A 22,404-nucleotide genomic window follows, 5' to 3' on the forward strand; every position below is an offset into this window, starting at 1 on the left:
ATTAACGTTCCACACCGTAGAACGAACAAAACTGCTCAAGCTCTTGGTCGTTATCAAACGTAAAAGTGAAAGAGTCACTAGAGTTATAAAGTGGATTCTTGTAGCTGACAGTGTGAAACAGTTCTTCACCAATTGTGCGTTGACCGAACTCAAGTTCACTAACAAGGAACTCAAAGCAGATTTCTAATGGTGAGTTATGAAGAGACACGGACGCGTGTGTGAAATCTGGATAGCTTGAGAAGCTAACGTGTTCAGATTTTAAAACAGAGCCGTATTCGATAGGTTCAATTGTAAACATAGAAGCCACCAGAAGAAGTAAGTACGATAATTTCCGTACAGTAAATACGATAAATCTCGTAGTGGCAATACGATAATTTTCGTGTTTATGAGCTAGAATCGAGCTAGAGGAAACAAACGAGGTTTTCAAAATGTACACAAAGAAACTCATAGACGCTTATAAAGAGCACATGAATTATGTCCAATATAAGCAAGTCGCATCTGATTTAGGTATTAGCACTCAAATGCTAACGGATATTCGAAAAGACAGAGCTTTTCTTAAAGAGAATCAAGTGCTTATGCTTGCTGATGTTGTCGGTGAAGATAAAGAAAAGGCATTAGTTGGTTTGGCGCTAGATAAAGCGAAAACGTACGAAGCGCAAACGCTTTGGAACAGCATTGCAAAAAAGTATAACGGGCTTGGTTTAACTAGCATTTCAATGACTTGCGCAGGATTAGCGTTGATGGCAGCCACCCCAAATAAAGCACTAGCCAACTGCGTATTATTAGCAGAGTTATGTTGAGGGTTTGCCTTTGGCCTAGAACGCGGCAAGGGTGGGCGAGAGACTTACTCATTGTCGGCTTGCCGTACATGTTAGGAACGAGAATCGCTTGCTAGTGATAGCCCGTAACATAACTACGCATAATACCTGCACTAGCATTTCCAGTTTGTTATTACATGACATACCTGGTTTGTTAAAAAATGACATACCCGGACTGACAACGAGTGAGAACGACGAAGACTGAGGAGGCCGAATGAGGCGGAGGGTAGGAAAACCCCCGTCTAGTATTACGGGGGTAAATTCCACGGAACTGTCAGCCTTCACCGTGTATTCGCAAGTGTAACGCGCCAGTGTTTGAGCGTAGCGAGTTTTATAACTTCCTCATTAACTCGATGTTTTGGTGTCTGTATATCAAGCCATCAATGACTAACATGATTGACTTCTTTTCTTCTTCACTCAATTCCTTTATCAGAGCCATTCTAGATGTAAGTTGATCATCCAGTTCTGGTTTTTCATTTCCTATTATCTCTGAGAGCGTCACACCGTATAAATTTGACAGTTTTTCCACAATTTCCAGTTGTGGTGATTGTGTTCCTTTTTCATATTTGATGTATGTCGATTTAGCAATACTTATCGATTTTGCTACATCTTCCTGATTCAAATTTCTGCTCTCTCTGAGTCTCTTTATTTGTTCACAAAGCATTTAAACCCCTATTTAGGTCTCATTTTTTACTATTGTAAGCTATGTTTTTTTGTCCAGTATCTTGCAATTGTAAAAATTCATCCTTACTATGACTGAAAATTACTACTTGACAGGTTTTTAGTACGCCATGAAAAAGAAGATTTTCACAGCAGAAGAATTGCAAATCGACACTGAGGCTTCGCCTTTTGTTTTTGTTGATTACCTTGCTTTTTCGTTCCCGTACTCATCACTTCGTCATGCTCACAAGTCAGATTTGTCTAATCCTTGCTGGGCACCGCTACCAAAACCAACATATCAGCGCGTTCGTTGTCCTAATCGCAAAGCAAAATTAGAGGATCTTTATCGATCTAAATGGCGTGTTGCCATGCTTGACCGTTTGGAGGTTTTTTGTCTTCACGTTCTTGGTTTGAAAATGTCACCTTGGCGCGATAAAGGTCTTAATGGTTATGAAAATTCTTGTCATTTAACGCCTAAACATTCTCGTCAACACGTTGGTTTTGTCGCTCTCGGTGGTAACCGTGACACCTGTTACATACAGCTTGAAGGAGTAGGGTGTCGCTCTCTTGTTGAGCATACATCTTTGTTTCGCTTGCATTGGTGGTTACAGCTTCTTGATTGCTCGAAGCTCTCGCGTGTTGATTTAGCCGTTGATGATTTTCATGGTCTTTTTGGTCGTGATTATGCAAAGAAAGCCTATTCAGATGATGCGTTTAGAACTAGCTCTAGAGGTAGAACTCCTGCTGCTGGCGAACGTGTTTTCAAAGAGGCCAATGGTCGAGTTCTTAACGAATCTTTCGAAGTCGGTAGTCGTCAATCTAGGGTTTACTGGCGTATTTATAACAAGGCTGCTCAATTAGACCTTGATATGTACTGGTTCCGAAATGAGGTCGAACTTAAGGATTTCCCTATTGATGTGCTGCTCGATATTAGCGGCCATTATGCAGGATTGTGTGATTTCTCGGCTTCGATAGTGGCTTCTTGCCCTGTAAAGGTGATCACAAAAAAGTCTTCAATCGCTCTCGATATCCATGGAAGAGCGAAGTGGGCGCGTCGTCAAGTTGGTCGAACTCTTGCCGATTTAGCTAAATATTTTGATGGGGATATCGAAAAGGTTTTCGGTCTCCTCGTATCTAGTGAGCATCAGGATTCAGAGTTTAGTCTTCCTGATATTCATCAAAAAATAATCAAAGAAATAACGGGCGGTTAAAAATGAAATTAGTTCTACTTGGTGCTTCGCACTCTAAAGGTATCTCGGGAAAAACTGGCAAGCCTTACGAGATTGCAGATATTTTCTACGGTAAAAAACCACGCGCTTGGTCAAATGATAAGGGTAGCTGTTCGACCTTTGGTTTTGATGTTGGTGAAGATGGTGGCTCTATGACTTTCGTTGTTTCTGATGAGATTCTGAATCAATTTGAGTCTACCGCTTTTCCTGTTCTTGCTGAGGTTCAAACTGAGCCTAATCCAGAAAATCCAGAACAAAACTTTATTACTGGTTATACCGTTATCAAATCACTTTTTGATGATCTTCATAAGAAGTAGGTTTTATTTATGAACTGCATTACGACTACTCAACAGGGTTATTTAAGAACGTCAACTGACTTTGATTGTCAGCTCGTGATGCTTAGCGACACCGAATACAACAATTTAGTCTCTGCTTCACAGTCTTTGACCATTGATTCAGAGCTATACACAACCGTTTCAGGTTGGATTTTATTATCTTTCGTTTCTGGCCATGTGCTAGGGCGAATCTTGAAAACTCTTGGCAAAGGCTAGGGGTCTACTTTTAGTAACACACTCTTAAAAAGGAAATACCATGAAAAAACGTCTATTGGTTCTAGGTTCTACTGCGCTTGTATCTGCTTCTTCATTTGCTGATACCAGTGGAATCACAACGGCTATCAACGAAGCTGTAACGGCTGGTCAATCTAACTACGGTCTAGTTGTGGTTGGTCTTATCGGTCTTGCTGCACTTGGCTTTGGTCTTCGCGCCATTGTCAATTCTATGGGGAGCTAATGGGAGACATTGTCTCTGAGGTCGTAACCGTCCTGTTTGGGGTGGTTATGGCTATGTCATTCGTATATGGCGCATATACGGGTATTAATGCCTCCTAGTTTGGGGGCGTTTTTTTATCTGGGGTTTACAGTGGAACGATATCAAAAATACTTTTCTCTTCTTTTAGTTCTTGTTGCTTTCAATTCCAATGCTTTGCAGTGTGGTGCGGGTGAAGTTGAGGTTGAGGGTGTCTGTGTTAGTTCTTGTAAGATACTAAAGGGAACGGGTAGAAATTTGACTTGGGATTCTTACGTGTGGGGTGATAATCCTCGTTCTTATTGTATCGGTGATCGTTCTTCTGGTGCTGCTTGTAATATGGAGCCTAGTTCTGTTTCGATTTCTGTTGAGGCGGGACGCTGGACTAACAAGTTTTATTATACGGGGTCTACTTGTGGCTTTGACCAAATCAACCGCTATTCAGGTGACGTTCCTGAGCTCTTTCCGTTTGAGGGGGATGTTAACCAAAATGGCGTTCAAGATGATTTAGAAGATTGGGACGGTGACGGCATTAAAAACGGTGAAGACCCTGACCCATACAGCAATGACAATCAAGTTACAGATGCTGATGGTAATAATGTGCCTGACAATCTCGACACTTATTATGATTCTTTAGAAGAAGCAAAAGACATTCTTAACTGTAATGTTAATGATGATTCTTGCGGCAGTTATCATTCTGTTATGAACAAGCTTAATCGTAATAATTCAGATTTAGCTCGGATTATTTCGAATTTAAGTCAGCGAAATCTTACTCGTGATGATTTTAATCGGGCTATTTCTCAGTTAATCAATACTCAAAAGACCAATGATTCATCTTTTGCTCACAAGATAGACTCGTTGACGGCTGCTCAAGGTGGTTTGGAAAACACCGTTAGAGACAGTGTTTGGGCAGCAAGGCAAGATATAAAAAATCGCTTGGACGATCGTTACAAGCAGACTTTTCATAGATTCGATGATTTAGATGAGGAAGTCGCGATTGTTAAACACAACACTCAATCCATAATCCACTCTATTTCTGATTTTCCTGCTGGCGGTGGCGGTGCTCTCACTGATGCTCAAAGTAATTGGCTCTTAGACTCTGTTCGAAACAGTGTTAGCAATATGACTAAAAATGACCAGCTCATTGCAGGACAAGAAACTGAGCGTGATTTGATGGTTACTTTGAATCGTGATTTAGTTAGTAAGATTCAAGCTTTGGAGGTTTCTGGCGGTGGCCTTACAGACCAACAAAAAACTCAACTAAGAAATGCAGCTAAGGCAAACCTCAACAATAAACTTTTAAAAACCATGTCTTCTGACATTTCAAATGTAGAAGAAAAGGTTTCAAGCAATAACGCTATGATTGATGGTCTTTATTATGAATTTGAGGATATTAATTCAAAAATAGACTCTTTGGGTTCTCCTGATTTATCTGGCGTTGAATCTAGTCTTTCTGACCTATCAGCAAAAATCGACGGCCTTGAAGTTGGTGATATGTCTGGGGTTGAAGGTAAGATTGACGATTTAATCAAGGGTATTACTAACAATAATAATTTCGTTGAACCTAGTTCTAGCTTTACTGGTGAAGGGTTTATTGTCACTCCAACTGATATCGCTGAAGTTCAAAATGAAGTCATAGAAATAAAACAAGAAATGACTGATGAATTTGAAAAGTTTAAAGCATTGTTTTCTATTGATACTAGTTCTTTTAATAACGGTACATTCAAGGAACACACTTTGAACTTGAATATTAATGGTTCTGAACGTTCTTTTAAATCAGGTGTGCTTTCTGCTTTGTTGGATAACGCGGCTATTATTTCGGCTGTTATTATGTTTCTTTTTGTCTTGTCTGGAATCAGAATGTTAGGTAAGGATTAATTATGGATTACATCTATTCTTTTATTGATTGGATTACTTTGCAAATGTCATTTATTACTGACTTCTTCAAAGCCATTCCCCAAATGACGTTAGACTTATTTTCATACATTCAAATTTTCATGATTAAGATGAAATTAAAAGCTGAATTGGAATTTATTAAGCTCTCTTATAACTCGGCTCAAATCTTGTTAAAGGAGATTGGTTTCAATGACATTTTGTCTCAAGCTTTTAATGCTTTACCTGATGAGTTGAGATTTTATGCGTTCAAGTTTGGTGTCCCTCAAGGTCTAGCGGTTTGGGCTAACTTCTTCACGACTGCTTTAGTGATGAGGCTCTCTAGATAATGGCTATTACCATAAGAACGGGAGCTAATGGCTCTTACAAGTCTGCATATACGGCTTACTTCTCTATCTATCTGGCTTTAAAGGCGGGTAGGACTGTCGTGACTAACATCGAGGGTATGGAGCCTCTATCTTCGATTGAGGAGCGATTTAACATTAAGTTTCCTAGTACATCAAAACTCTTTCGTATTACCTCTAGGGATGAATCAGGGGTTAATCTTTGGACTCATTTTTTCTGTTGGTGTCCTATTGGTGCACTTATTGTTATTGATGAGTGTCAGGATATATTCTCTAAAAATGTCGGCTTTGATATGAGAAAGGTTAAATATAAACCTTTGTCTGACTTCATTACTCAATCACCTCATGATGGTTTATTACCTAAAGATTACGTACATTTTTTTAATTCTCGTCATAACCCTGTTGATATGGATGATTTGAAAGAGTCTGAAACTGATGATAGGGGTGTCGCTGAATATGATAGTGATGGTCGAATAATATATCCTCATACTTTCAATGAGGGATTTATGAGACATCGAAAATATGATTGGGATATCGAGTTGCTTTCACCAGATTGGAAGCAAATTGATTCGGGTATTAAAGCTTGTGCTAATCAGAACTTCTTTCACAAGGGACGCGACCAGTTTTTCTGGACAAGAAGAAAACCCTATATTTTAAAACATGACAAAGCAGTAACGACGCCAGTTATTCCAAAAAAAAAGGACATTAACTTAACTAGTCAAAAAATACCGCTAGATGCTTTCATGCTTTACAAATCTACGGGGACGGGGAGTGCTAAAAAACAATTAGCTATGAATACGCTTTTCCGTAGCCCTAAAGCTATTTTGATTTTTCTATTATCTATATTTTGTTTCGGGTACATAATCTATGACTTATCCAATCGTTATTTTGAAACTGCTGAGACGGTGGAGGAAGAGGGACAAACAACGTCTTCAACTGCCGTTCCTGAGCAAGATAAAACACTATCTAATAAAAGTGCTGAAAATTCTGGGGATGTATCTTCTAGTGGGGATAGCAGTAAAGCTGATGACAAAACTGGTCTTTCTCATGTTCCTATAGCTGAGGTTCTTCCGTTTGAAGGAATTAAGAAAGCGTTTGTAACGGGTGTGAATTTCGCTATTAAAAACGGCTCTATCGAACGACAAGTTAGTATTGAGGTTCAAGCTTTAGATGGTTTTTATTCTGTGAATGAAAACTTTCTCAAGGCTTATGACATTACTTTTGACCGGATTGATGATTGCTTGTTGAAATTGAACAGGGGCCAACTCTCGAAATTGATAACGTGCAAACCTTACGCAGCTGCGACAGCTTCTCCAGAAGTGGCTCGTGCTGATGTTAAATTATTTTAGATTAGAGGTATTACATGGAAAACATTATTCAAATTACAGTTGAAGATTTTGACTTTTTACTGAACGCTTTGATTGTTGGTGAAGTTTTAGCGGTTATAACTGGCTTGCTTATTTACGAGGGTCTTCATTTGGCTTTTCGTTGGTTGTTTCGTTCGAATGACCAGCAACAAGCACAAACTAGCCCCGCAGGGATAAGCGAACATGATCATGTTAAGGGGTCGGTTTCGCCTGTTGAGCGATAAGCAGCGAAGCGTAGCAGTGTTAGGGAGACAAACGAAAACCCTTCATCTTGCTAGGCGCTCTTTAATTTTGGGCAGGCTTTGTTGAGTGTTAATTGGTGGTTATAGTTTTACTGGAGGTCTTAAATCGTGATTGAAGCATATGATTTTGTTTGGTGGCATTTGCCGTTGTGGGTGGCTGCATATGGCTTGTGGTGGATGTTCTTTTCATGGCTTGGTGCTGATGTTCGTCATTCTCGTTGAGTGCGTATTATGTATATTATGTTAAATATGGTTTGGTAATCATAAGGCAGAGTTCGGTATACGATGCCCTGCCTCCGTTTCTATCCAACTGATACTGTGTATTTAACCATAATGGCTATTTACCATAAAATACCTAATAAACATATTTCCTAATCTTCGATTAAGAATACGTTTATTAGATCTCAAGCATGAGTCTATCTATAGCTTCTGTTATTTCTTTTGTTCTTACCGGTTTGGTCACGAAATCATTCATACCGACATCTAAACATGAGCATTTATCTTCAACCGATGTGTGTGCCGTTAGCGCGACGATTGGTGTTTGTATGTTTGCTTCTCTCATGTATTTGGTTGTGGTTAAACCGTCCATTACCGGCATCGATACATCCATTAGGATAATGTCTATCGAGTCGTTGTTGTCTTCGACAAATCCTATCGCTTCTTCGCCATTACTTGCGATAAAAACTTCATGACCCTGTCTTGTTAGAATGAGTTTAATCACCATTTGGTTTGTTGGGTTGTCTTCAACAACCAACACTGAATATCGGCTTCTTAGTTCTCTTGAGCAGACATCATCTTCCAGTTGATTGCAATTGTTAGTCACTCTGGTGAGCACTGGCAATTGGACTTCGAACTTGGAACCTTTCCCAGGCTCACTTTCCACTGATATACGTCCACGCATCAATTCGACCAATCTCTTGGTGATTGCCAAACCTAAGCCTGTGCCACCAAACCTTCGTGTGATTGTACTATCTGCTTGCACAAACGGGCTGAACAATGACGATAGCTGTTGCGAACTAATTCCAATACCGGTGTCTTCGACTGCTATGTAGAATGAGCTCTGTTGGTATTTTATGGATACATGAACGTGCCCATGTTCCGTAAATTTGATGGCATTGCCTATTAGGTTAAACAAGATCTGTGCTAAACGGCTCGGGTCTATATAGTGAAGTTCACCCTCAGGGATATCACTAGAAATCGTGAGCGTTAGACCTTTATCGTCTGCCGCTTTCTTTTGTTCAGACAAAACAAAAGTTACAGTGTCTCTTACATTGCTCCATTGTGGCGCTAATGAGAAGCACCCGGATTCTATTTTGGAAAAGTCCAATACATCACTGATGATCGCTAGCAAAAGCTCAGACGATGTACTCATATTTAGCAGTATAGACTGTTGTTCTGGCGTTAGTTGAGTCGATTTTAACGTGTCGATTAGCCCAATGATTGCGTTCAGGGGCGTTCTTAACTCGTGGCTCATCATGGCCAGGAATTCTGACTTGGCTTTGTTGGCTCTTTCAGCGTCTTTCCTTGCTGTGACAAGCTCCGCGGTTCGCTCTCTCACTGTGGCTTCGAGTTTCTCTTTGTTCTCTATGTCGAAAACAGCGCGCTCAATAAGCGGGCGAAAACGGTTTAGAGTTGCTTTGGTTTCGATACTAAAATGTTTGGTATTGGAGTGAATGAAAATAATGACCGATTGCGTTAGTCCGCTATCGATACCAGTAATCAACACCGAGTTTATTTGGTCAAGAATAATGGGATGCAAAGAGTTGAATTCACCCAGAGACTTGGGTTCAAAAAGGATAGCGCATTCCCCATTAATGACTCGAGACAGCTTGCCACAATCTGTCCAGTGCATCTGTTCAAAGACTTTATTATTTGTCAGTAGAGTCTTGAAATCACCTTCGTTCCCTACTCTTGAGACTACGATAAAGTCGTCAAATTTGATGTACTTTTTTAACACAAGCTCAAGGCTAGAAAATATCTCAGATATATTACTTGCTTTACTGATCGCAGAGATAGTCGATAGGATCACCCTATTCTCTTCAGCCAGTTTTCTCTCACGGGCTTTTAGTTTTTGTAGTTCAATACGTGCTTCTTGCAGCGCTTCTTGACCTTCAGAACCCATTATTTTTTTAACCTATAAAACGTTGCTGATGACACCATTAAGTTACCGTGTGCGTTCTCTCCACCAGAAAGTCTCCCTTGCTCACCAAAAGTGAATGGGCATATGTAAGGAAGCCCATTAAGTGCTTGATTTATTTGTTCACAAACCTCATCCATGTCTTGTTTAAGGTTTAACATTGGACCGGCACAAAAGATGTTGATAGCACCTAATTTCTCTTCCAGATCCATGTCATTGTAGTAAGACGAATGAATGATGTTGGCGGCGCGGCTAATTAACTGCTGCTTGGAACCTTGCATTAAGTATATGGTGTCGCCTTCGTTGATGTCGGTAAATAACTCGATTCCGTCGCACTCTGTTTCTCGGATAGAGTGTGAAAGCTTGAAATACGGATAGTTGTAAGACGAACCGACTTTTCTTCCCAAAGGATAAACAGACGATTTTTCAAAAATATAGCCGTCGTCGCTGCCCCCTAAGTGGAAATTGGTCCATTCGTTGTAAACCGTAGCAGCTGGCCTATGGTCTATCTCCAGTAAGATTCTGTTTCGTACTTTAGTCACGGTACCTGAGTAACGCGTGGGCGTGTGACCTGCACTGAATGATGAATAGATGGATTGAGAGGCGAAAAAGACCGTTAAAGAGATCCCGTTAATAGAAAGCGACTCTTCGGTAAAGATACTCCAGTTACCAGATACCTGATTATCGGCAGCACTGCCACCAATGATAGGAACTTCAGTCCCGAACTTAGTATCGATCGCTGCCATTACTTTCTCCTCGTTACCAGGAGTAGAATGAAGCAAGATTAAATCTGGGATCTCACCTTCTCTATTTGCGTTTCTAAGCGCTGTATCTATCGCGTCGAAGGTGCTTTGCTCGATGGATTGGCTGAAGTGTTTAATACCCGTTCCGTAGGCATTAATACCTGAATCATAGATGATGAGTACACCGATGACTGGACCTGAATGAAAGCCCGTTTCCGTCATTATTCCATGGCAGGTGGTACAGCCGTGTATGGGAGTGTTGGGAAGCGCATCTACGAAATATCTCTGCACAGCGAGCGTGGAGTACTCTTCTGTGCAGTAACAAATGAGGCAAGCGATATTCTCAGGGTTTTCTACCCCTTGAAGCAGTTCATCTACTGCGATTTTATCGTCGAGGGAATAAGAGACTTTTGATAGAAATTTCATAGATTTCTGGAAACTTTATTAATGTCTTCTTTATAACACTTTAATGCACAAGGTTTCACTGGTTTAGTCAACATTTCTATCAAAGAGCGAGGTGTTGCTCAGTTTTCCATTTTATTCTTTGGATAGGTTTACTGTATACGTCATGACCTGTTGTGGAAATGTAACCGTTATTGAGGCGCTCTTATCATCGGTTTGTAAAAGCCAAGATGAAGCCCCTTTCGGTTCTAAAACTCCGCTTCCTTCATAGCTAATGATAAATTTGCCAGTTTTAGATGTTTCGATCGAATACCCCTGGCTATCGTCCGAAATTAAAACATTATTATTATCAATACCAAATTCACAAGGTTTTGAAACGATACAGGTTATTGTCTCGTTATTATCGTATGTCACTGTTCTCCAAGTAAATGCAGCTATTAAAATAACCAACATGACGATAATTTGAACAAGCCTGCCTTTTGTTAGCTTTTGTGCCGCCATTATAATCTTTACTCCTTGTTACAAAGTTCAAAGTTTTTAAATAAAAATCCAATTCCAGACCAAGCGTAAGGTTACTACTCTGTCATTGATTTGTTAATTCAAGTATAGTGTCGCGTTGAAAATGCCACTTTTTTTTAAAATCAGCAAGTGGAAATAAGGTCCTGAATAGGCTGAATTTCCTTTTCTAATTTGGGTGGCATTACGACGTGAGTCGTGTTGGAAGTAAAGTGTAGTAAATAAGAAATTGGAAGCATGCAAATGAGCCAAGAAAAGCAGCTTGAACAAAACTACAACTATACGGTCGTCCGTCAATTTACCCTAGTTACAATTTTGTGGGGTATTGTCGGTATGGGCGTTGGTGTTTTGATTGCCGCTCAATTAGTTTGGCCACAGCTAAACTTTGATACGCCGTGGTTGACGTACAGTCGTTTACGTCCCCTGCATACTAATGCGGTTATTTTTGCGTTCGGTACAAGTGCGCTGTTTGCAACATCATATTATGTTGTGCAACGTACCTGTCAGACGCGTCTCTTTGGTGGCCCTCTCGTAGCCTTTACCTTTTGGGGTTGGCAAGCGATTATCCTGTCCGCTGCAATTACTTTACCGTTAGGTTTGACCTCTGGTAAAGAGTACGCAGAACTAGAATGGCCAATCGATATTGCTATTACTCTTGTGTGGGTAGCTTATGCGGTCGTGTTCTTCGGAACCATGATTAAACGTAAGACATCACACATTTACGTAGCAAACTGGTTCTTCGGAGCCTTCATCATCACGGTTGCCGTGTTGCACATCGTTAACAGCCTAGCTGTTCCTGTATCTGCGTTTAAGTCGTACTCGATTTACTCAGGTGCAATTGATGCAATGGTGCAATGGTGGTACGGACACAATGCGGTAGGCTTCCTATTGACAGCTGGTTTCCTAGGTATGATGTACTACTTCGTTCCTAAACAAGCTGGTCGCCCTGTTTATTCTTACCGTTTGTCGATCGTTCACTTCTGGGCACTTGTGTCTCTGTATATCTGGGCTGGTCCTCACCACCTACACTACACTGCACTTCCAGACTGGACTCAGTCTCTAGGTATGGTTATGTCTTTGGTTCTGTTTGCTCCTTCTTGGGGTGGCATGATCAACGGTATCATGACTCTGTCTGGTGCGTGGCATAAGCTTCGCTACGACCCTATCCTACGTTTCCTAATCGTTTCTTTATCATTCTACGGTATGTCGACTTTCGAAGGCCCAATGATGGCAATCAAAACGGTTAACGCACTATCTCACTACACGGACTGGACTATCGGTCACGTTCACTCCGGTGCGTTAGGTTGGGTTGCAATGGTTTCTATCGGTTCGGTTTACCACTTAGTTCCTAAGCTATTTGGTCAAGAGCGTATGTACTCTGTATCTCTAATCAATGTTCACTTCTGGTTAGCAACGATTGGTACGGTTTTCTACATTGTTGCAATGTGGATCTCTGGTGTGATGCAAGGTCTGATGTGGCGTGCAGTTAACTCTGACGGTACATTAACTTACAGCTTCGTTGAATCTGTAGAAGCGTCTTACCCGTTCTACTTTGTACGTTTCCTAGGTGGTTTCATCTTCCTATCTGGTATGTTCTTAATGGCATACAACACGTACAAAACTGTTTCTGCACCTAAAGATAGCCTTAAAGCTATCCCTCAACCGGCTTAAGGAGATTTAGAATGAGCTCAAATTCAAATAATCGCCATGAGTTGGTAGAGAAGAACGTTGGCTTACTGGCGATCTTGATCGTTATTGCTATCAGTTTTGGTGCTTTAGTAGAGATTACCCCTCTTATCTTCCAAAAGCAGACAACTGAACCTGTAGAAAACCTACGTGTTTACTCTGCTCTGGAAATGGAAGGTCGTGATATCTACATTCGTGAAGGTTGTAACGTATGTCACAGCCAAATGATTCGTCCTTTCCGCTCTGAGACTGAACGTTACGGCCACTACTCTGTAGCTGGCGAAAGCGTTTGGGAACACCCTTTCCTATGGGGCTCTAAGCGTACTGGTCCTGATCTAGCGCGTGTTGGTGATCGTTACTCTGATGAGTGGCACCGTGTTCACCTTATCGACCCTCGTGAACTTGTTCCTGAATCAAACATGCCTGGTTTCCCATGGCTTGCTGAGAATGTACTTGATGGCAAATTGACTCAACAGAAGCTTGAACTCTTCCGTAATCAATTTGGTGTTCCTTACACAGACGAACAAATTGCTAACGCTAAACAAGATGTTGAAGGAAAAACAGAGATGGATGCAATCATCGCTTACCTTCAATCGCTTGGCCACGCAATGAAATAAGGAATAATTATGGACATTATTACATTTCAAAGTGTTTGGACTGTGACTGTTTTTGCTTGCTTCATCGGCATCGTTTGGTGGGCATATGGCAAGAACCGTAAATCACGTTTCGACGAAGATGCGAACCTAGTGTTTGCTGACGACGAGCCAGCAACAAGTTCTAAAAATGAAGGAGTGACAAAGTAATGAGTACATTCTGGAGTATCTGGGTTAGTGCGATTACGATTGGTACCCTAATTGGTTGTGCTGTCTTACTTCGTTGGTGTTTTAAAGACAAAACAGGCGTAGAAGAAGGTCAAGATATGGGCCATGAATACGATGGTATTCGTGAGCTTAACAACCCACTACCAAAATGGTGGACATACCTTTTCATCAGTACGATTGTTTTTGCAGCGGTTTACCTTGCTCTATACCCTGGCCTAGGTAACTTTAAAGGCCTTTTAGGTTGGACAAGTTCAGACCAAACGGTACGTAGCGTTGAAGAGTCTCGCTCTGCAATTGCTGCTGCGCAAGCAAACAAACAGTTAGATGCGTACGCGAAAGAGCTTGATGATGCAGACACCTACTTCGGTGAAGCATTCAGAAAGCTAGCTCACGACGAAAACGGTTTACGTTCAATCCCTGACATTGCATCAGATGCTGACGCAATCAAAGTGGGTCAACGTTTATTCTTGCAAAACTGTTCTCAGTGTCACGGCTCTGATGCACGTGGTCAGAAAGGTTTCCCTAACCTAACTGATGACGCATGGCTATATGGCGGTGAACCTGAGGCTATCGTTACAACAATCATGCACGGTCGTGTTGGCCAAATGCCAGGTTGGAAAGACGCGCTTGGCGAAGAAGGCGTAAAAGAAGTAGTTAGCTACACTCTTAGCCTTTCAGGTCGTAGCGTAAACGCACGTGAAGCAGAAGCTGGTAAAGCTCGCTTTGTTGTGTGTGCAGCGTGTCACGGTACTGATGGTAAGGGTAACCCTGCTGTTGGCGCACCTGACTTAACTGACCGCGATTGGTTGTTTGGCGATTCTCGTGCAGACGTAACTGAAACAGTTATGTACGGACGTTCTGGCGTAATGCCTGCTTGGAAAGACATTCTAGGCGAAGACAAAGTACAACTGGTTTCATCTTACGTGTGGAGCTTAAGCAACTCAGATAATAAGTAACATTTCAATAACAGCCTCTTTCTAAGAGGCTGTCTTTCCTTTATTTTATAACCTCTTCTTTTTATTCTTTTTTGAGATCTTTTTTATGGTAAAGCCTTGGTATAAACAGTTTTGGCCGTGGTTCTTAATCGCGTTGCCAGCGACAGTAGTTATTTGGACCATTATGACGGTTATTGTGTTTACACAGAACTCTGTAGACCTAGTGACTGAGGATTACTATAAAAAAGGAAAAGGCATTAATGTCGACATTTCAAAAGTAAATATCGCCAAAGAGCTGGGTTTATCAGCTTCGCTTAATGAGAAAGGTAACTCAGTTATCATCACGTTAGATAAAGGCAAACTTGATCACTTCCCTGCTATCAGCGCAATGTTTGTTCACAGAACACTACCAGATCGCGATTTCACTCAGCTACTAACCGCTGATGCGAGAGGCAACTACACAATGACTCTGGATCATCACTTAGAAGGTCCGTGGTTCATTGAGTTGACGCCGCATGACGAAGAATGGTTAGTTCAAGGTCGCATGAACTTCCCGATTGAAACTCCTACTCAACTAACGAACTAAAGCTTATGTGTGAATCCTGTTATCACTGCGGTGAAGATGTACCAGCGGAAACGGATTTTGAAGTCGAGATCTTAGGATCGCCTCGTAAGATGTGTTGTCCGGGCTGCGAGACTGTAGCTCAGACAATCGTTGATAGCGGTTTGGTTTCTTACTACCAATACCGTACCGCTCCCGCTGAGAAAGCGGATCTAGTGCCAGAACAACTTCTGGCACTCAGTCATTATGATAATGAAGACGTTCAATTGGAGTTTGTAAGGAACTCTGAGAATGTTTCTGAAGTGACATTGTCACTAGAGGGTGTTTCATGTGCAGCATGTGCATGGCTAATCGAGAAACAAGTCTCTTCAAAACAAGGTGTTGGTAGCATCCGGGTGAACACCACCACCAACCGCGCCCTACTCAGCTGGGACAACACGCAAGTTAAATTGAGTGAGTTGTTATCGGCGATCCATACCTTAGGTTACAAAGCTGCGCCTTTCGAGGCTGACCAACAAGAAGCAGCCTATCACCGCTCAATGAAGAACTACCTCTATCGTCTTGGCGTTGCTGGTTTAGCAACCATGCAGGTGATGATGCTGGCGGTCGCACTATACCTTGAAGTATTTGGCAATCTTGAGCCTGAGTTTAAAAACTACTTCCGCTGGGTAAGCTTGATCTTTGCAACGCCGGTATTGCTTTATTCTGCTCTGCCGTTCTACATTAATGCATGGCGCAGTATTAAGGGGCGAACGCTGGGTATGGATGTGCCTGTGTCGATTGCTCTGCTGTTTGCTTACGTTGCGAGCTTGGTGGCAACCGTGACAGAGAAAGGAGAAGTTTTCTTCGAATCTATTTCGATGTTTACCTTCTTCCTTCTGCTTGGTCGTTTCTTAGAGATGAGAGCGCGTCGTAAAGCGGCGGCAGCGAGTGGTAATCTGCTTAAGCTCGTTCCTGCAATGGCGACAACGTTAGATGGCGACCAAGTTCCAGTAAAAACCTTAAAGGTAGGCGATCAGATTCGCGTACTACCGGGTGAGCATATTCCTGCGGACGGTAAAGTACTTTCTGGTCGAGTTCACATTGATGAATCCATGTTGACTGGCGAATCTATCCATGTCGTGAAAAACGAAGGCGATACTGTCTTCGCTGGCACGTTGAATGGTGACGAGTCGTTTGAACTGGAAGTGATGACATCAAAAGCGGATTCGGTCATCTCTAATATCGTTCGTCTTCAAGATGAAGCACAGCTGTCTAAGCCTCGTATCGCGGAGATTGCAGATATTGTGGCGCGTTACTTTGTAGCGGTTATTTTGATTATCTCTTTCGGTACTTGGTTCTACTGGCACCAAACTCGTCCAGAAGATGCATTCTGGATTATGTTGTCGGTATTGGTAGCGACTTGTCCTTGTGCTCTTTCATTGGCGACACCGACTGCAATTACTTGTTCAACATCCCGCATGGGCAACTTTGGTATTTTGCTGCGTAAAGGCCATGTATTCGAAACCTTGTGTAAAGTGAATCACTTGATCATCGATAAGACGGGTACATTGACTGAGGGTGATATTCGTATCAGCCGTGTGGTAACTTTCTCTGAGCTTGATAAAGAGACGTGTTTAAAAGTGGCTGCGAGCCTAGAACAGCATGCTAACCACCCTATTGCGAAAGCATTCAAGACTCACGTGTCAGATGATGTTGAAGTCGATTCGGTAAACAACGTTATTGGTTCAGGTATTACTGGTCAGTGGAACGGTCAAGAAGTTGCGATCGGTAGTAGCGAGTTTATTCTTGGTGAAGCTCAGCCAACACAAAGCAACGGTATCTACTTGTCGATGGCTGGACGTCATATCGCTACCTTCACTTATGAAGACCCGATTCGTAAAGAAAGCATCGAGTTCATCCAAAAATTCAAAGAAGCGGGTATTAAAACTACCCTGTTGACTGGCGACTCCTTGATTAACGCGAAGCCTGTTGCTGAAGAAATCGGTATTACCGACATCGTTGCGAATGCTAAGCCTGAGGATAAGCTTGCTTACCTTAACTCTCGTGATGAGAAAGACATCACCATGATGGTCGGCGACGGTATTAACGATGCGCCTATTCTAGCGGGTGCTCACCTTTCTGTCGCTATGGGTGGTGGAACAGATGTAGCAAAAGCCTCTGCAGACATGGTTTTATTGGGCGACAAGCTTGATAGATTACTTAAGTCCCGTACATTGGCACTAAAAACGCGTAAGATAATCCGCGAAAACCTAGCATGGTCATTGGGGTACAATCTACTCATCCTTCCATTGGCCGTAGCGGGTTTGGTTGCTCCATACATTGCCGTTGTAGGCATGTCTGCAAGCTCTATTATTGTTGTGTCTAATTCGTTAAGGCTTTTAAAAGAGCAAGGTAAATAATGGAAAGTTTATACATCCTGATTCCCATTGCGATTGTACTGGTGTGTATCGCTGTTGGTATTTTTCTATGGGCCGTTAAGAGCGAACAGTTTGAAGACCTGGAGCGTCAAGGTCACAATATTTTGTTTGATGAAGACGAAAAGGCCCACAATCACTCTGACAGCAAGCCTGTTAAGAATGATAAAGCCAATACAGAAAGCCAAACTAACTTAGATAAAAAGACCGATGACGCCTGATTGGATCGGAGCCTTTGTTGTCGGACTGATCGGCGCGGGTCACTGCATGGGAATGTGTGGTGGCATTGCGTCGCTCCTTTCAATAGGCAATACCAAACCTTCCCCGCTTATTCCCCTACTTTACAACCTTGGTCGCCTCCTCAGCTATGCTGTGATTGGTGGCGTGATTGGCGGTGCTATCTCTTCAATTGGCCAGCTTAGCGATTTCAACGCGCTACTTAATTGGCTGCGTTTGTTCGCTGCCATCTTTATGATCATTCTGGGTCTATATATCGGTAAGTGGTGGTTCGGCTTATTATTCTTTGAAAAAGTAGGTCAGAGGCTATGGCGTTATATTTCTCCAATTGGTAAATCCTTCCTTCCACTCAAGCATCCAAGCCATGCTCTGCCATTTGGCTTCATATGGGGCTGGTTACCGTGTGGTCTGGTTTACTCTATGTTGACGTGGGCTGCGGTTTCAGGAAGTTGGTACAACGGAGCTGGAATCATGCTCGCATTCGGTCTAGGCACGCTTCCTGCGATGCTGACGGTTGGTATGGGCGCTAGCTTCCTCAAGAAATTGCAACAAGCTGACTTATTTCGTCAACTCGGTGCGATTTTAATCCTGATTTACGGTTTCTACACCGGATATATGGCACTGCAGCTCATTATTTATACCGTATAGCCATTCTTTAAATCCGGTTTTTTTACTACCCAACTGGATAAAGGAATGCTAAAATATTGACGTATATCAAATAGTGAAAGATTGTTATGATTTCTGAAAAGCCTGTAACGAAACGTGTCCAATCTGGTGGCTGTGCGATCCATTGCCAGGATTGTAGTATTAGCCAACTTTGTATTCCGTTCACTTTGAATGAATCTGAACTTGATCAACTTGATCAGATCATTGAGAGAAAAAAGCCTATTCAAAAAGGCCAAGAGTTATTTAAAGCCGGTGACGAGCTTAAATCTCTCTACGCTATTCGCTCTGGAACGATCAAGAGCTACACGATTACCGAGCAAGGTGACGAGCAGATTACTGCATTCCACCTAGCGGGCGATCTTGTTGGCTTTGATGCGATTACTGGTGACCTACACCCTAGTTTCGCACAAGCACTAGAAACTTCTATGGTATGTGAAATCCCATACGAGATTCTTGATGACCTATCAGGAAAAATGCCGAAGTTGCGTCAGCAAATTATGCGCCTGATGAGTAACGAGATTAAAGGCGACCAAGAAATGATTCTGCTTCTTTCTAAAAAGAACGCGGAAGAGCGTCTTGCTGCATTCCTTTACAATCTTTCAACTCGCTTCTCTCAACGTGGTTTCAGCCCACGTGAGTTCCGCTTAACGATGACTCGTGGCGATATTGGTAACTACCTAGGTTTAACAGTTGAAACTATTAGCCGTCTTTTAGGTCGTTTCCAGAAAGCAGACATCCTAAGCGTTAAAGGCAAATATATCACTATCGAAGATCACGATGCGCTGATGGAACTTGCTGGCGTTTCAAAAGAATAGTCTAGATATCAATGATGTAGTTCAATAATGAGCTACATCATGTTTCTCTCTTAAAACCTCTTTTATTTCTCTTAATCTCCCCATAACTACGCTACATTATTTATATGTTCGGTCTGAAAAGTAGGCTTAGTTATGAGTATCTATAACAAAATTTTAGTTGTCGCAGACATTAATCACGATGAGCAACCTGCTCTAGTTCGTGCTATCCAACTTGCTAAGAAAAGCACCTCAACAAGCCATATCACTTTCTTTTTGTCTATCTACGACTTCTCGTATGAAATGACATCTATGCTCTCTGTCGATGAACGAGACGCAATGCGCAAGGGTGTGATTCATCAGCGTGAAATCTGGATGAACAAAGTAGCACAGCCTTATCTAGATGATTCTATCGAATTTAATGTGCAGGTGGTTTGGCATAACCGCCCTTACGAAGCCATCATTGCAGAGGTATACAGTGGTGGTCACGATATCTTGATTAAGGGCACGCGCAAGCACGACACCTTGGAGTCAGTTATCTTCACGCCGACTGATTGGCACCTATTGAGAAAATGCCCTAGCCCTGTACTGCTCGTTAAAAACGATTTCTGGCCAGAGCACGCGAAAATTTATGCGTCCGTTCATGTTGGCTCAGAAACGGAAGCGCACCTAGAGCTCAACGATACTATGGTTGATCGACTCCTCGAGATAACGGGTCGTCTGGATGCGGAACCTTTCTTAGTTAACGCTTATCCAGTCACTCCGGCAAATATCACGATTGAGCTGCCTGAGTTTGACCCAACCTCTTACACTGATGCGGTTCGCGGTCATCACTTAACGGCGATGAAGGCACTGCGTCAGAAGCACGGTATGTGTGAAGAGCAGACCGTTGTTGAACAAGGCTTGCCTGAAGATGTCATTCCACGTGTCGCGTCTGAAAACAACGCTGCAATGGTAATCTTGGGTACAACCGGTCGTACCGGCTTATCTGCGGTGTTCATCGGTAATACTGCGGAGCATGTTATCGATAAGATTAACTGTGATGTTTTGGCGCTTAAGCCATCTGGTTACGTTAGCCCACTCGACCCTAACCTTTCGAAAGGTTAATGCGTTTAAGCAGACGAACTTAACGGTGAGTTCAACTTATAAAAAAACGCCTCAAGCATTGCTTGAGGCGTTTTTGTTTGTCTGTTGTAGGCGCATCTATTGCTCTACAACGATTATTCTTATTATACGTTCGTTACGTCGATGAACATTGACTCATCGATGTTAGAAGATGAAATTTCAGCTTCTTGGAATTCGTACTCTTCACGCTCGCCACTACGGTCTAGTGGAAGGTTTACGAAGTCAAACAGTTCGCGGTCAGCCAGTTGGCTTGGGCTAACGTTTTGAATTGATTTAAAGATCTTTTCAACACGGCCTGGTGTTTTCTTGTCCCAATCAATCAGCATTGCTTTAATGCTCTGACGTTGTAGGTTTTCTTGCGAACCACATAGGTTACAAGGAATGATTGGGAACTCTTTGTGTTCAGCGTATTTGATTAGGTCTGTTTCACGACAGTAAGTCAGTGGACGAATAACAACGTTACGACCATCATCAGAACGTAGCTTAGGTGGCATAGCCTTTAGACGAGCGCCGTGGAACATGTTAAGGAACATAGTTTCCACGATGTCATCCATGTGGTGACCAAGAGCGATCTTAGTCGCGCCAATCTTCTCAGCGAACGAGTACAAAGTACCGCGACGCAGACGAGAACATAGACCACATGTTGTCTTACCTTCTGGAATCTTCTCTTTAACTACTGAGTACGTATCTTTATCTACGATGTAGTAAGGAATGTTCAGCGTTTCAAAGTATTCAGGAAGAATGTGTTCAGGGAACCCAGGTTGTTTTTGATCTAGGTTTACCGCAACAACATCAAATTTGATTGGTGCTGCTTCACGTAAACGTAGCAAAATATCTAGCATCGCAAATGAATCTTTACCGCCACTGATACATGCCATTACCACATCATTCTCTTCGATCATGTTGTAGTCGATGATGGCATTTCCAACATTTCTTCTCAGACGTTTCTGAAGTTTGTTGAATTCTAGTACTTCTTTTCTATTATCGTTTTGGTTCATTGCGACTCTCACACCGTCGTATTACCGACTGTAGATTGCTAGTGGGACTGTTTTAGGGCGTGGATTATACGGATTTTTATTTCATGTTGAAATAGTAACGGCAGGATAAACAAGGTGACTGGTTGAAAGATGCCACTTTATCTAGTGATAACCGCTCATCTTTCATAAAACGTGAGCTTCAAAAGCGCAAACCATACTGGTTGTAGGAAAAGAAAAGCAGCCTTATTTGGTTTGAGTTGGCTGCTTTACGATGTTTTGCTTAGATTAACGCCGTGTGGTCAGTAGCCTAACCCAAGGTTATTGAGCCGGAATGTAAGGTAACACACGAGTTGTCGCTTCTGGTAACGTGATGCTGTCACTTCCATTGAGTTCTTCTAGTTTGAACTTAGCGCGCCCTTGGGTAATTGGGAGCTGCTTGCCGTTAGAAAGCGTGATGTTACCTTCAAGTTTGTTTGCGAACTCAAGTGTTAACCCTTGGATTTCCGGTGTGAACCAGCTTGAGAACATGCCGCTTACGTCTTCTAACATTGCTTGCATCTGTGGTAACAGGTTTTCCAGCTGTGCCACCTCAACCGTTCCAGCTAAAGGTGCTTTAGTCATAACAACCAAAGAGTATGCGCACTCTTGTTCTTTTGTTTGCACAAAAATAAGAGGGTTTGCTGAGCGTAGGTTTTGATCTACCGGTAGAAGCAGTTCATTGGCTGGAGATACTTTTAGCTCTTCATAGTGTTCTTCTTTTTCCATCCAAGCTTTGCTGATATGACAGGTTGTTTGGGCTTGCTGATCGACAAAGAAGACCGCAACTTTAACGTCCTCATGCCCTTCTTTGGTGTTGTTTTTAAGCTGTGTGTAAAGCTTAGAATAGGTAAACATGTATTCTTGCGCTGCAGCAGGTAAAGAGATCCCTAGGCTTAGAGAAGCTAATAAAGCGAGTGCTGTCTTTTTCATTGTTATAGTCTTGTCGAAGTTGAGCGTTTATAAATAGAAAGAGCAGCCAATGAGCTGCTC

General features: G+C 42.2%; 26 protein-coding genes. 19 read left to right on the top strand and 7 right to left on the bottom strand.

The annotated features are described in order from the left end of the window. Window position 1 precedes the first annotated feature (1 nt). A complete protein-coding gene (locus OH460_RS15795) occupies window positions 2–298 on the bottom strand; it encodes a hypothetical protein (RefSeq protein ID WP_108167715.1) in 297 nt (98 codons plus the stop codon). 130 nt (window positions 299–428) lie between these two features. Here OH460_RS15795 and OH460_RS15800 point away from each other — a divergent pair, with 130 nt between their 5' ends. Beyond that, window positions 429–800 (top strand): DUF3693 domain-containing protein, encoded by a 372-nt coding sequence (locus OH460_RS15800; RefSeq protein ID WP_269998499.1) that lies wholly within the window; start codon window positions 429–431, stop codon window positions 798–800. A gap of 349 nt (window positions 801–1,149) precedes the next feature. On the opposite strand, the gene OH460_RS15805 is transcribed toward OH460_RS15800, so the two are convergent. After that, complete coding sequence (locus OH460_RS15805; protein WP_145568447.1) at window positions 1,150–1,482, bottom strand: helix-turn-helix domain-containing protein; 333 nt, start codon at window positions 1,480–1,482, stop codon at window positions 1,150–1,152. Window positions 1,483–1,609: 127 nt separating this feature from the next. Here OH460_RS15805 and OH460_RS15810 point away from each other — a divergent pair, with 127 nt between their 5' ends. The 8 genes from OH460_RS15810 to OH460_RS15845 all read left to right on the top strand — a co-directional run bounded on the left by OH460_RS15810 (window position 1,610) and on the right by OH460_RS15845 (window position 7,342). Continuing rightward, window positions 1,610–2,689, top strand: coding sequence for a replication initiation factor domain-containing protein (locus tag OH460_RS15810; RefSeq protein ID WP_269998503.1), 1,080 nt, complete (start codon window positions 1,610–1,612; stop codon window positions 2,687–2,689). A gap of 2 nt (window positions 2,690–2,691) precedes the next feature. Next, window positions 2,692–3,024, top strand: a complete 333-nt coding sequence (locus tag OH460_RS15815; protein ID WP_145568444.1) for a hypothetical protein — start codon at window positions 2,692–2,694, stop codon at window positions 3,022–3,024. 9 nt (window positions 3,025–3,033) lie between these two features. Further along, on the top strand, window positions 3,034–3,258 hold the full coding sequence (locus tag OH460_RS15820) for a hypothetical protein (protein WP_019822880.1): 225 nt from the start codon (window positions 3,034–3,036) through the stop codon (window positions 3,256–3,258). A 40-nt stretch (window positions 3,259–3,298) separates the two neighbouring features. Beyond that, on the top strand, window positions 3,299–3,499 hold the full coding sequence (locus tag OH460_RS15825) for a hypothetical protein (RefSeq protein WP_116872047.1): 201 nt from the start codon (window positions 3,299–3,301) through the stop codon (window positions 3,497–3,499). Between the two features lie 129 nt (window positions 3,500–3,628). Next, on the top strand, window positions 3,629–5,392 hold the full coding sequence (locus tag OH460_RS15830) for a hypothetical protein (RefSeq protein ID WP_269998511.1): 1,764 nt from the start codon (window positions 3,629–3,631) through the stop codon (window positions 5,390–5,392). A gap of 2 nt (window positions 5,393–5,394) precedes the next feature. Further along, on the top strand, window positions 5,395–5,736 hold the full coding sequence (locus OH460_RS15835; protein ID WP_269998513.1) for a DUF2523 domain-containing protein: 342 nt from the start codon (window positions 5,395–5,397) through the stop codon (window positions 5,734–5,736). Beyond that, a complete protein-coding gene (locus tag OH460_RS15840; RefSeq protein ID WP_145568439.1) occupies window positions 5,736–7,100 on the top strand; it encodes a zonular occludens toxin domain-containing protein in 1,365 nt (454 codons plus the stop codon). The genes OH460_RS15835 and OH460_RS15840 overlap by 1 nt, the downstream gene beginning before the upstream one ends. A gap of 14 nt (window positions 7,101–7,114) precedes the next feature. After that, a complete protein-coding gene (locus tag OH460_RS15845) occupies window positions 7,115–7,342 on the top strand; it encodes a hypothetical protein (RefSeq protein WP_269998516.1) in 228 nt (75 codons plus the stop codon). Window positions 7,343–7,757: 415 nt separating this feature from the next. On the opposite strand, the gene OH460_RS15850 is transcribed toward OH460_RS15845, so the two are convergent. The 3 genes from OH460_RS15850 to OH460_RS15860 form a co-directional block, all read right to left on the bottom strand. Next, a complete protein-coding gene (locus OH460_RS15850) occupies window positions 7,758–9,482 on the bottom strand; it encodes an ATP-binding protein (protein WP_269998518.1) in 1,725 nt (574 codons plus the stop codon). Then, window positions 9,482–10,666 (bottom strand): FIST signal transduction protein, encoded by a 1,185-nt coding sequence (locus OH460_RS15855; RefSeq protein WP_061033420.1) that lies wholly within the window; start codon window positions 10,664–10,666, stop codon window positions 9,482–9,484. Before OH460_RS15855 ends, OH460_RS15850 begins: the two co-directional genes overlap by 1 nt. A 111-nt stretch (window positions 10,667–10,777) precedes the next feature. Continuing rightward, the gene (locus tag OH460_RS15860) at window positions 10,778–11,143 is read right to left on the bottom strand and encodes a hypothetical protein (RefSeq protein ID WP_239936235.1); all 366 of its coding nucleotides are present in this window, start codon (window positions 11,141–11,143) and stop codon (window positions 10,778–10,780) included. Window positions 11,144–11,395: 252 nt separating this feature from the next. On the opposite strand from OH460_RS15860, the gene ccoN reads away from it, so the two are divergent. The 10 genes from ccoN to uspE all read left to right on the top strand — a co-directional run bounded on the left by ccoN (window position 11,396) and on the right by uspE (window position 20,380). Continuing rightward, window positions 11,396–12,829, top strand: coding sequence for a cytochrome-c oxidase, cbb3-type subunit I (ccoN, locus tag OH460_RS15865; RefSeq protein WP_009846707.1), 1,434 nt, complete (start codon window positions 11,396–11,398; stop codon window positions 12,827–12,829). A gap of 11 nt (window positions 12,830–12,840) precedes the next feature. Beyond that, window positions 12,841–13,461 carry a cytochrome-c oxidase, cbb3-type subunit II gene (gene ccoO / locus OH460_RS15870; protein ID WP_004742292.1) on the top strand — a complete coding sequence of 207 codons (621 nt, stop codon included), beginning with the start codon at window positions 12,841–12,843 and terminating at the stop codon, window positions 13,459–13,461. Window positions 13,462–13,470: 9 nt separating this feature from the next. Beyond that, the gene (locus OH460_RS15875) at window positions 13,471–13,647 is read left to right on the top strand and encodes a CcoQ/FixQ family Cbb3-type cytochrome c oxidase assembly chaperone (RefSeq protein ID WP_004742291.1); all 177 of its coding nucleotides are present in this window, start codon (window positions 13,471–13,473) and stop codon (window positions 13,645–13,647) included. Continuing rightward, window positions 13,647–14,621, top strand: a complete 975-nt coding sequence (gene ccoP, locus OH460_RS15880; RefSeq protein ID WP_061033419.1) for a cytochrome-c oxidase, cbb3-type subunit III — start codon at window positions 13,647–13,649, stop codon at window positions 14,619–14,621. The genes OH460_RS15875 and ccoP overlap by 1 nt, the downstream gene beginning before the upstream one ends. Window positions 14,622–14,706: 85 nt before the next feature. Beyond that, on the top strand, window positions 14,707–15,186 hold the full coding sequence (locus OH460_RS15885) for a FixH family protein (RefSeq protein WP_268663499.1): 480 nt from the start codon (window positions 14,707–14,709) through the stop codon (window positions 15,184–15,186). Window positions 15,187–15,191: 5 nt separating this feature from the next. Beyond that, on the top strand, window positions 15,192–17,564 hold the full coding sequence (locus OH460_RS15890) for a heavy metal translocating P-type ATPase (protein WP_269998530.1): 2,373 nt from the start codon (window positions 15,192–15,194) through the stop codon (window positions 17,562–17,564). Beyond that, window positions 17,564–17,800 (top strand): cbb3-type cytochrome oxidase assembly protein CcoS, encoded by a 237-nt coding sequence (ccoS, locus tag OH460_RS15895; protein ID WP_116870580.1) that lies wholly within the window; start codon window positions 17,564–17,566, stop codon window positions 17,798–17,800. The genes OH460_RS15890 and ccoS overlap by 1 nt, the downstream gene beginning before the upstream one ends. Beyond that, window positions 17,790–18,464 carry a sulfite exporter TauE/SafE family protein gene (locus OH460_RS15900; RefSeq protein ID WP_171761989.1) on the top strand — a complete coding sequence of 225 codons (675 nt, stop codon included), beginning with the start codon at window positions 17,790–17,792 and terminating at the stop codon, window positions 18,462–18,464. Before ccoS ends, OH460_RS15900 begins: the two co-directional genes overlap by 11 nt. A gap of 86 nt (window positions 18,465–18,550) precedes the next feature. Further along, window positions 18,551–19,297, top strand: a complete 747-nt coding sequence (locus OH460_RS15905) for an FNR family transcription factor (protein ID WP_017632474.1) — start codon at window positions 18,551–18,553, stop codon at window positions 19,295–19,297. A 132-nt stretch (window positions 19,298–19,429) separates the two neighbouring features. Then, complete coding sequence (gene uspE, locus OH460_RS15910; RefSeq protein ID WP_008221946.1) at window positions 19,430–20,380, top strand: universal stress protein UspE; 951 nt, start codon at window positions 19,430–19,432, stop codon at window positions 20,378–20,380. A gap of 122 nt (window positions 20,381–20,502) precedes the next feature. Here the strand turns inward: uspE and ttcA are convergent, their stop codons facing one another. Together ttcA and OH460_RS15920 are read right to left on the bottom strand one after the other, a co-directional pair. Then, the gene (gene ttcA / locus OH460_RS15915) at window positions 20,503–21,396 is read right to left on the bottom strand and encodes a tRNA 2-thiocytidine(32) synthetase TtcA (RefSeq protein ID WP_008221945.1); all 894 of its coding nucleotides are present in this window, start codon (window positions 21,394–21,396) and stop codon (window positions 20,503–20,505) included. 297 nt (window positions 21,397–21,693) lie between these two features. Beyond that, the gene (locus tag OH460_RS15920) at window positions 21,694–22,344 is read right to left on the bottom strand and encodes a DUF2987 domain-containing protein (protein ID WP_269998536.1); all 651 of its coding nucleotides are present in this window, start codon (window positions 22,342–22,344) and stop codon (window positions 21,694–21,696) included. Between the last annotated feature and the right edge of the window lie 60 nt (window positions 22,345–22,404).

This window comes from Vibrio sp. Makdt, assembly GCF_027587015.1.
Classification (GTDB): domain Bacteria; phylum Pseudomonadota; class Gammaproteobacteria; order Enterobacterales; family Vibrionaceae; genus Vibrio; species Vibrio chagasii_B.

What these genes read in the sequence shown, in the direction of transcription:
- uspE (WP_008221946.1), top strand. Translation starts at nt 19,430, where the DNA reads ATGAGTATCTATAACAAAATTTTAGTTGTCGCAGACATTAATCACGAT.
- OH460_RS15855 (WP_061033420.1), bottom strand. Translation starts at nt 10,666, where the DNA reads ATGAAATTTCTATCAAAAGTCTCTTATTCCCTCGACGATAAAATCGCA.
- OH460_RS15815 (WP_145568444.1), top strand. Translation starts at nt 2,692, where the DNA reads ATGAAATTAGTTCTACTTGGTGCTTCGCACTCTAAAGGTATCTCGGGA.
- OH460_RS15890 (WP_269998530.1), top strand. Translation starts at nt 15,192, where the DNA reads ATGTGTGAATCCTGTTATCACTGCGGTGAAGATGTACCAGCGGAAACG.
- OH460_RS15840 (WP_145568439.1), top strand. Translation starts at nt 5,736, where the DNA reads ATGGCTATTACCATAAGAACGGGAGCTAATGGCTCTTACAAGTCTGCA.
- OH460_RS15795 (WP_108167715.1), bottom strand. Translation starts at nt 298, where the DNA reads ATGTTTACAATTGAACCTATCGAATACGGCTCTGTTTTAAAATCTGAA.
- OH460_RS15860 (WP_239936235.1), bottom strand. Translation starts at nt 11,143, where the DNA reads ATGGCGGCACAAAAGCTAACAAAAGGCAGGCTTGTTCAAATTATCGTC.
- OH460_RS15825 (WP_116872047.1), top strand. Translation starts at nt 3,299, where the DNA reads ATGAAAAAACGTCTATTGGTTCTAGGTTCTACTGCGCTTGTATCTGCT.
- OH460_RS15920 (WP_269998536.1), bottom strand. Translation starts at nt 22,344, where the DNA reads ATGAAAAAGACAGCACTCGCTTTATTAGCTTCTCTAAGCCTAGGGATC.
- ttcA (WP_008221945.1), bottom strand. Translation starts at nt 21,396, where the DNA reads ATGAACCAAAACGATAATAGAAAAGAAGTACTAGAATTCAACAAACTT.
- ccoP (WP_061033419.1), top strand. Translation starts at nt 13,647, where the DNA reads ATGAGTACATTCTGGAGTATCTGGGTTAGTGCGATTACGATTGGTACC.
- OH460_RS15810 (WP_269998503.1), top strand. Translation starts at nt 1,610, where the DNA reads ATGAAAAAGAAGATTTTCACAGCAGAAGAATTGCAAATCGACACTGAG.
- OH460_RS15885 (WP_268663499.1), top strand. Translation starts at nt 14,707, where the DNA reads ATGGTAAAGCCTTGGTATAAACAGTTTTGGCCGTGGTTCTTAATCGCG.
- OH460_RS15845 (WP_269998516.1), top strand. Translation starts at nt 7,115, where the DNA reads ATGGAAAACATTATTCAAATTACAGTTGAAGATTTTGACTTTTTACTG.
- OH460_RS15800 (WP_269998499.1), top strand. Translation starts at nt 429, where the DNA reads ATGTACACAAAGAAACTCATAGACGCTTATAAAGAGCACATGAATTAT.
- ccoO (WP_004742292.1), top strand. Translation starts at nt 12,841, where the DNA reads ATGAGCTCAAATTCAAATAATCGCCATGAGTTGGTAGAGAAGAACGTT.
- OH460_RS15905 (WP_017632474.1), top strand. Translation starts at nt 18,551, where the DNA reads ATGATTTCTGAAAAGCCTGTAACGAAACGTGTCCAATCTGGTGGCTGT.
- OH460_RS15835 (WP_269998513.1), top strand. Translation starts at nt 5,395, where the DNA reads ATGGATTACATCTATTCTTTTATTGATTGGATTACTTTGCAAATGTCA.
- OH460_RS15805 (WP_145568447.1), bottom strand. Translation starts at nt 1,482, where the DNA reads ATGCTTTGTGAACAAATAAAGAGACTCAGAGAGAGCAGAAATTTGAAT.
- OH460_RS15850 (WP_269998518.1), bottom strand. Translation starts at nt 9,482, where the DNA reads ATGGGTTCTGAAGGTCAAGAAGCGCTGCAAGAAGCACGTATTGAACTA.
- OH460_RS15820 (WP_019822880.1), top strand. Translation starts at nt 3,034, where the DNA reads ATGAACTGCATTACGACTACTCAACAGGGTTATTTAAGAACGTCAACT.
- ccoN (WP_009846707.1), top strand. Translation starts at nt 11,396, where the DNA reads ATGCAAATGAGCCAAGAAAAGCAGCTTGAACAAAACTACAACTATACG.
- OH460_RS15900 (WP_171761989.1), top strand. Translation starts at nt 17,790, where the DNA reads ATGACGCCTGATTGGATCGGAGCCTTTGTTGTCGGACTGATCGGCGCG.
- OH460_RS15875 (WP_004742291.1), top strand. Translation starts at nt 13,471, where the DNA reads ATGGACATTATTACATTTCAAAGTGTTTGGACTGTGACTGTTTTTGCT.
- ccoS (WP_116870580.1), top strand. Translation starts at nt 17,564, where the DNA reads ATGGAAAGTTTATACATCCTGATTCCCATTGCGATTGTACTGGTGTGT.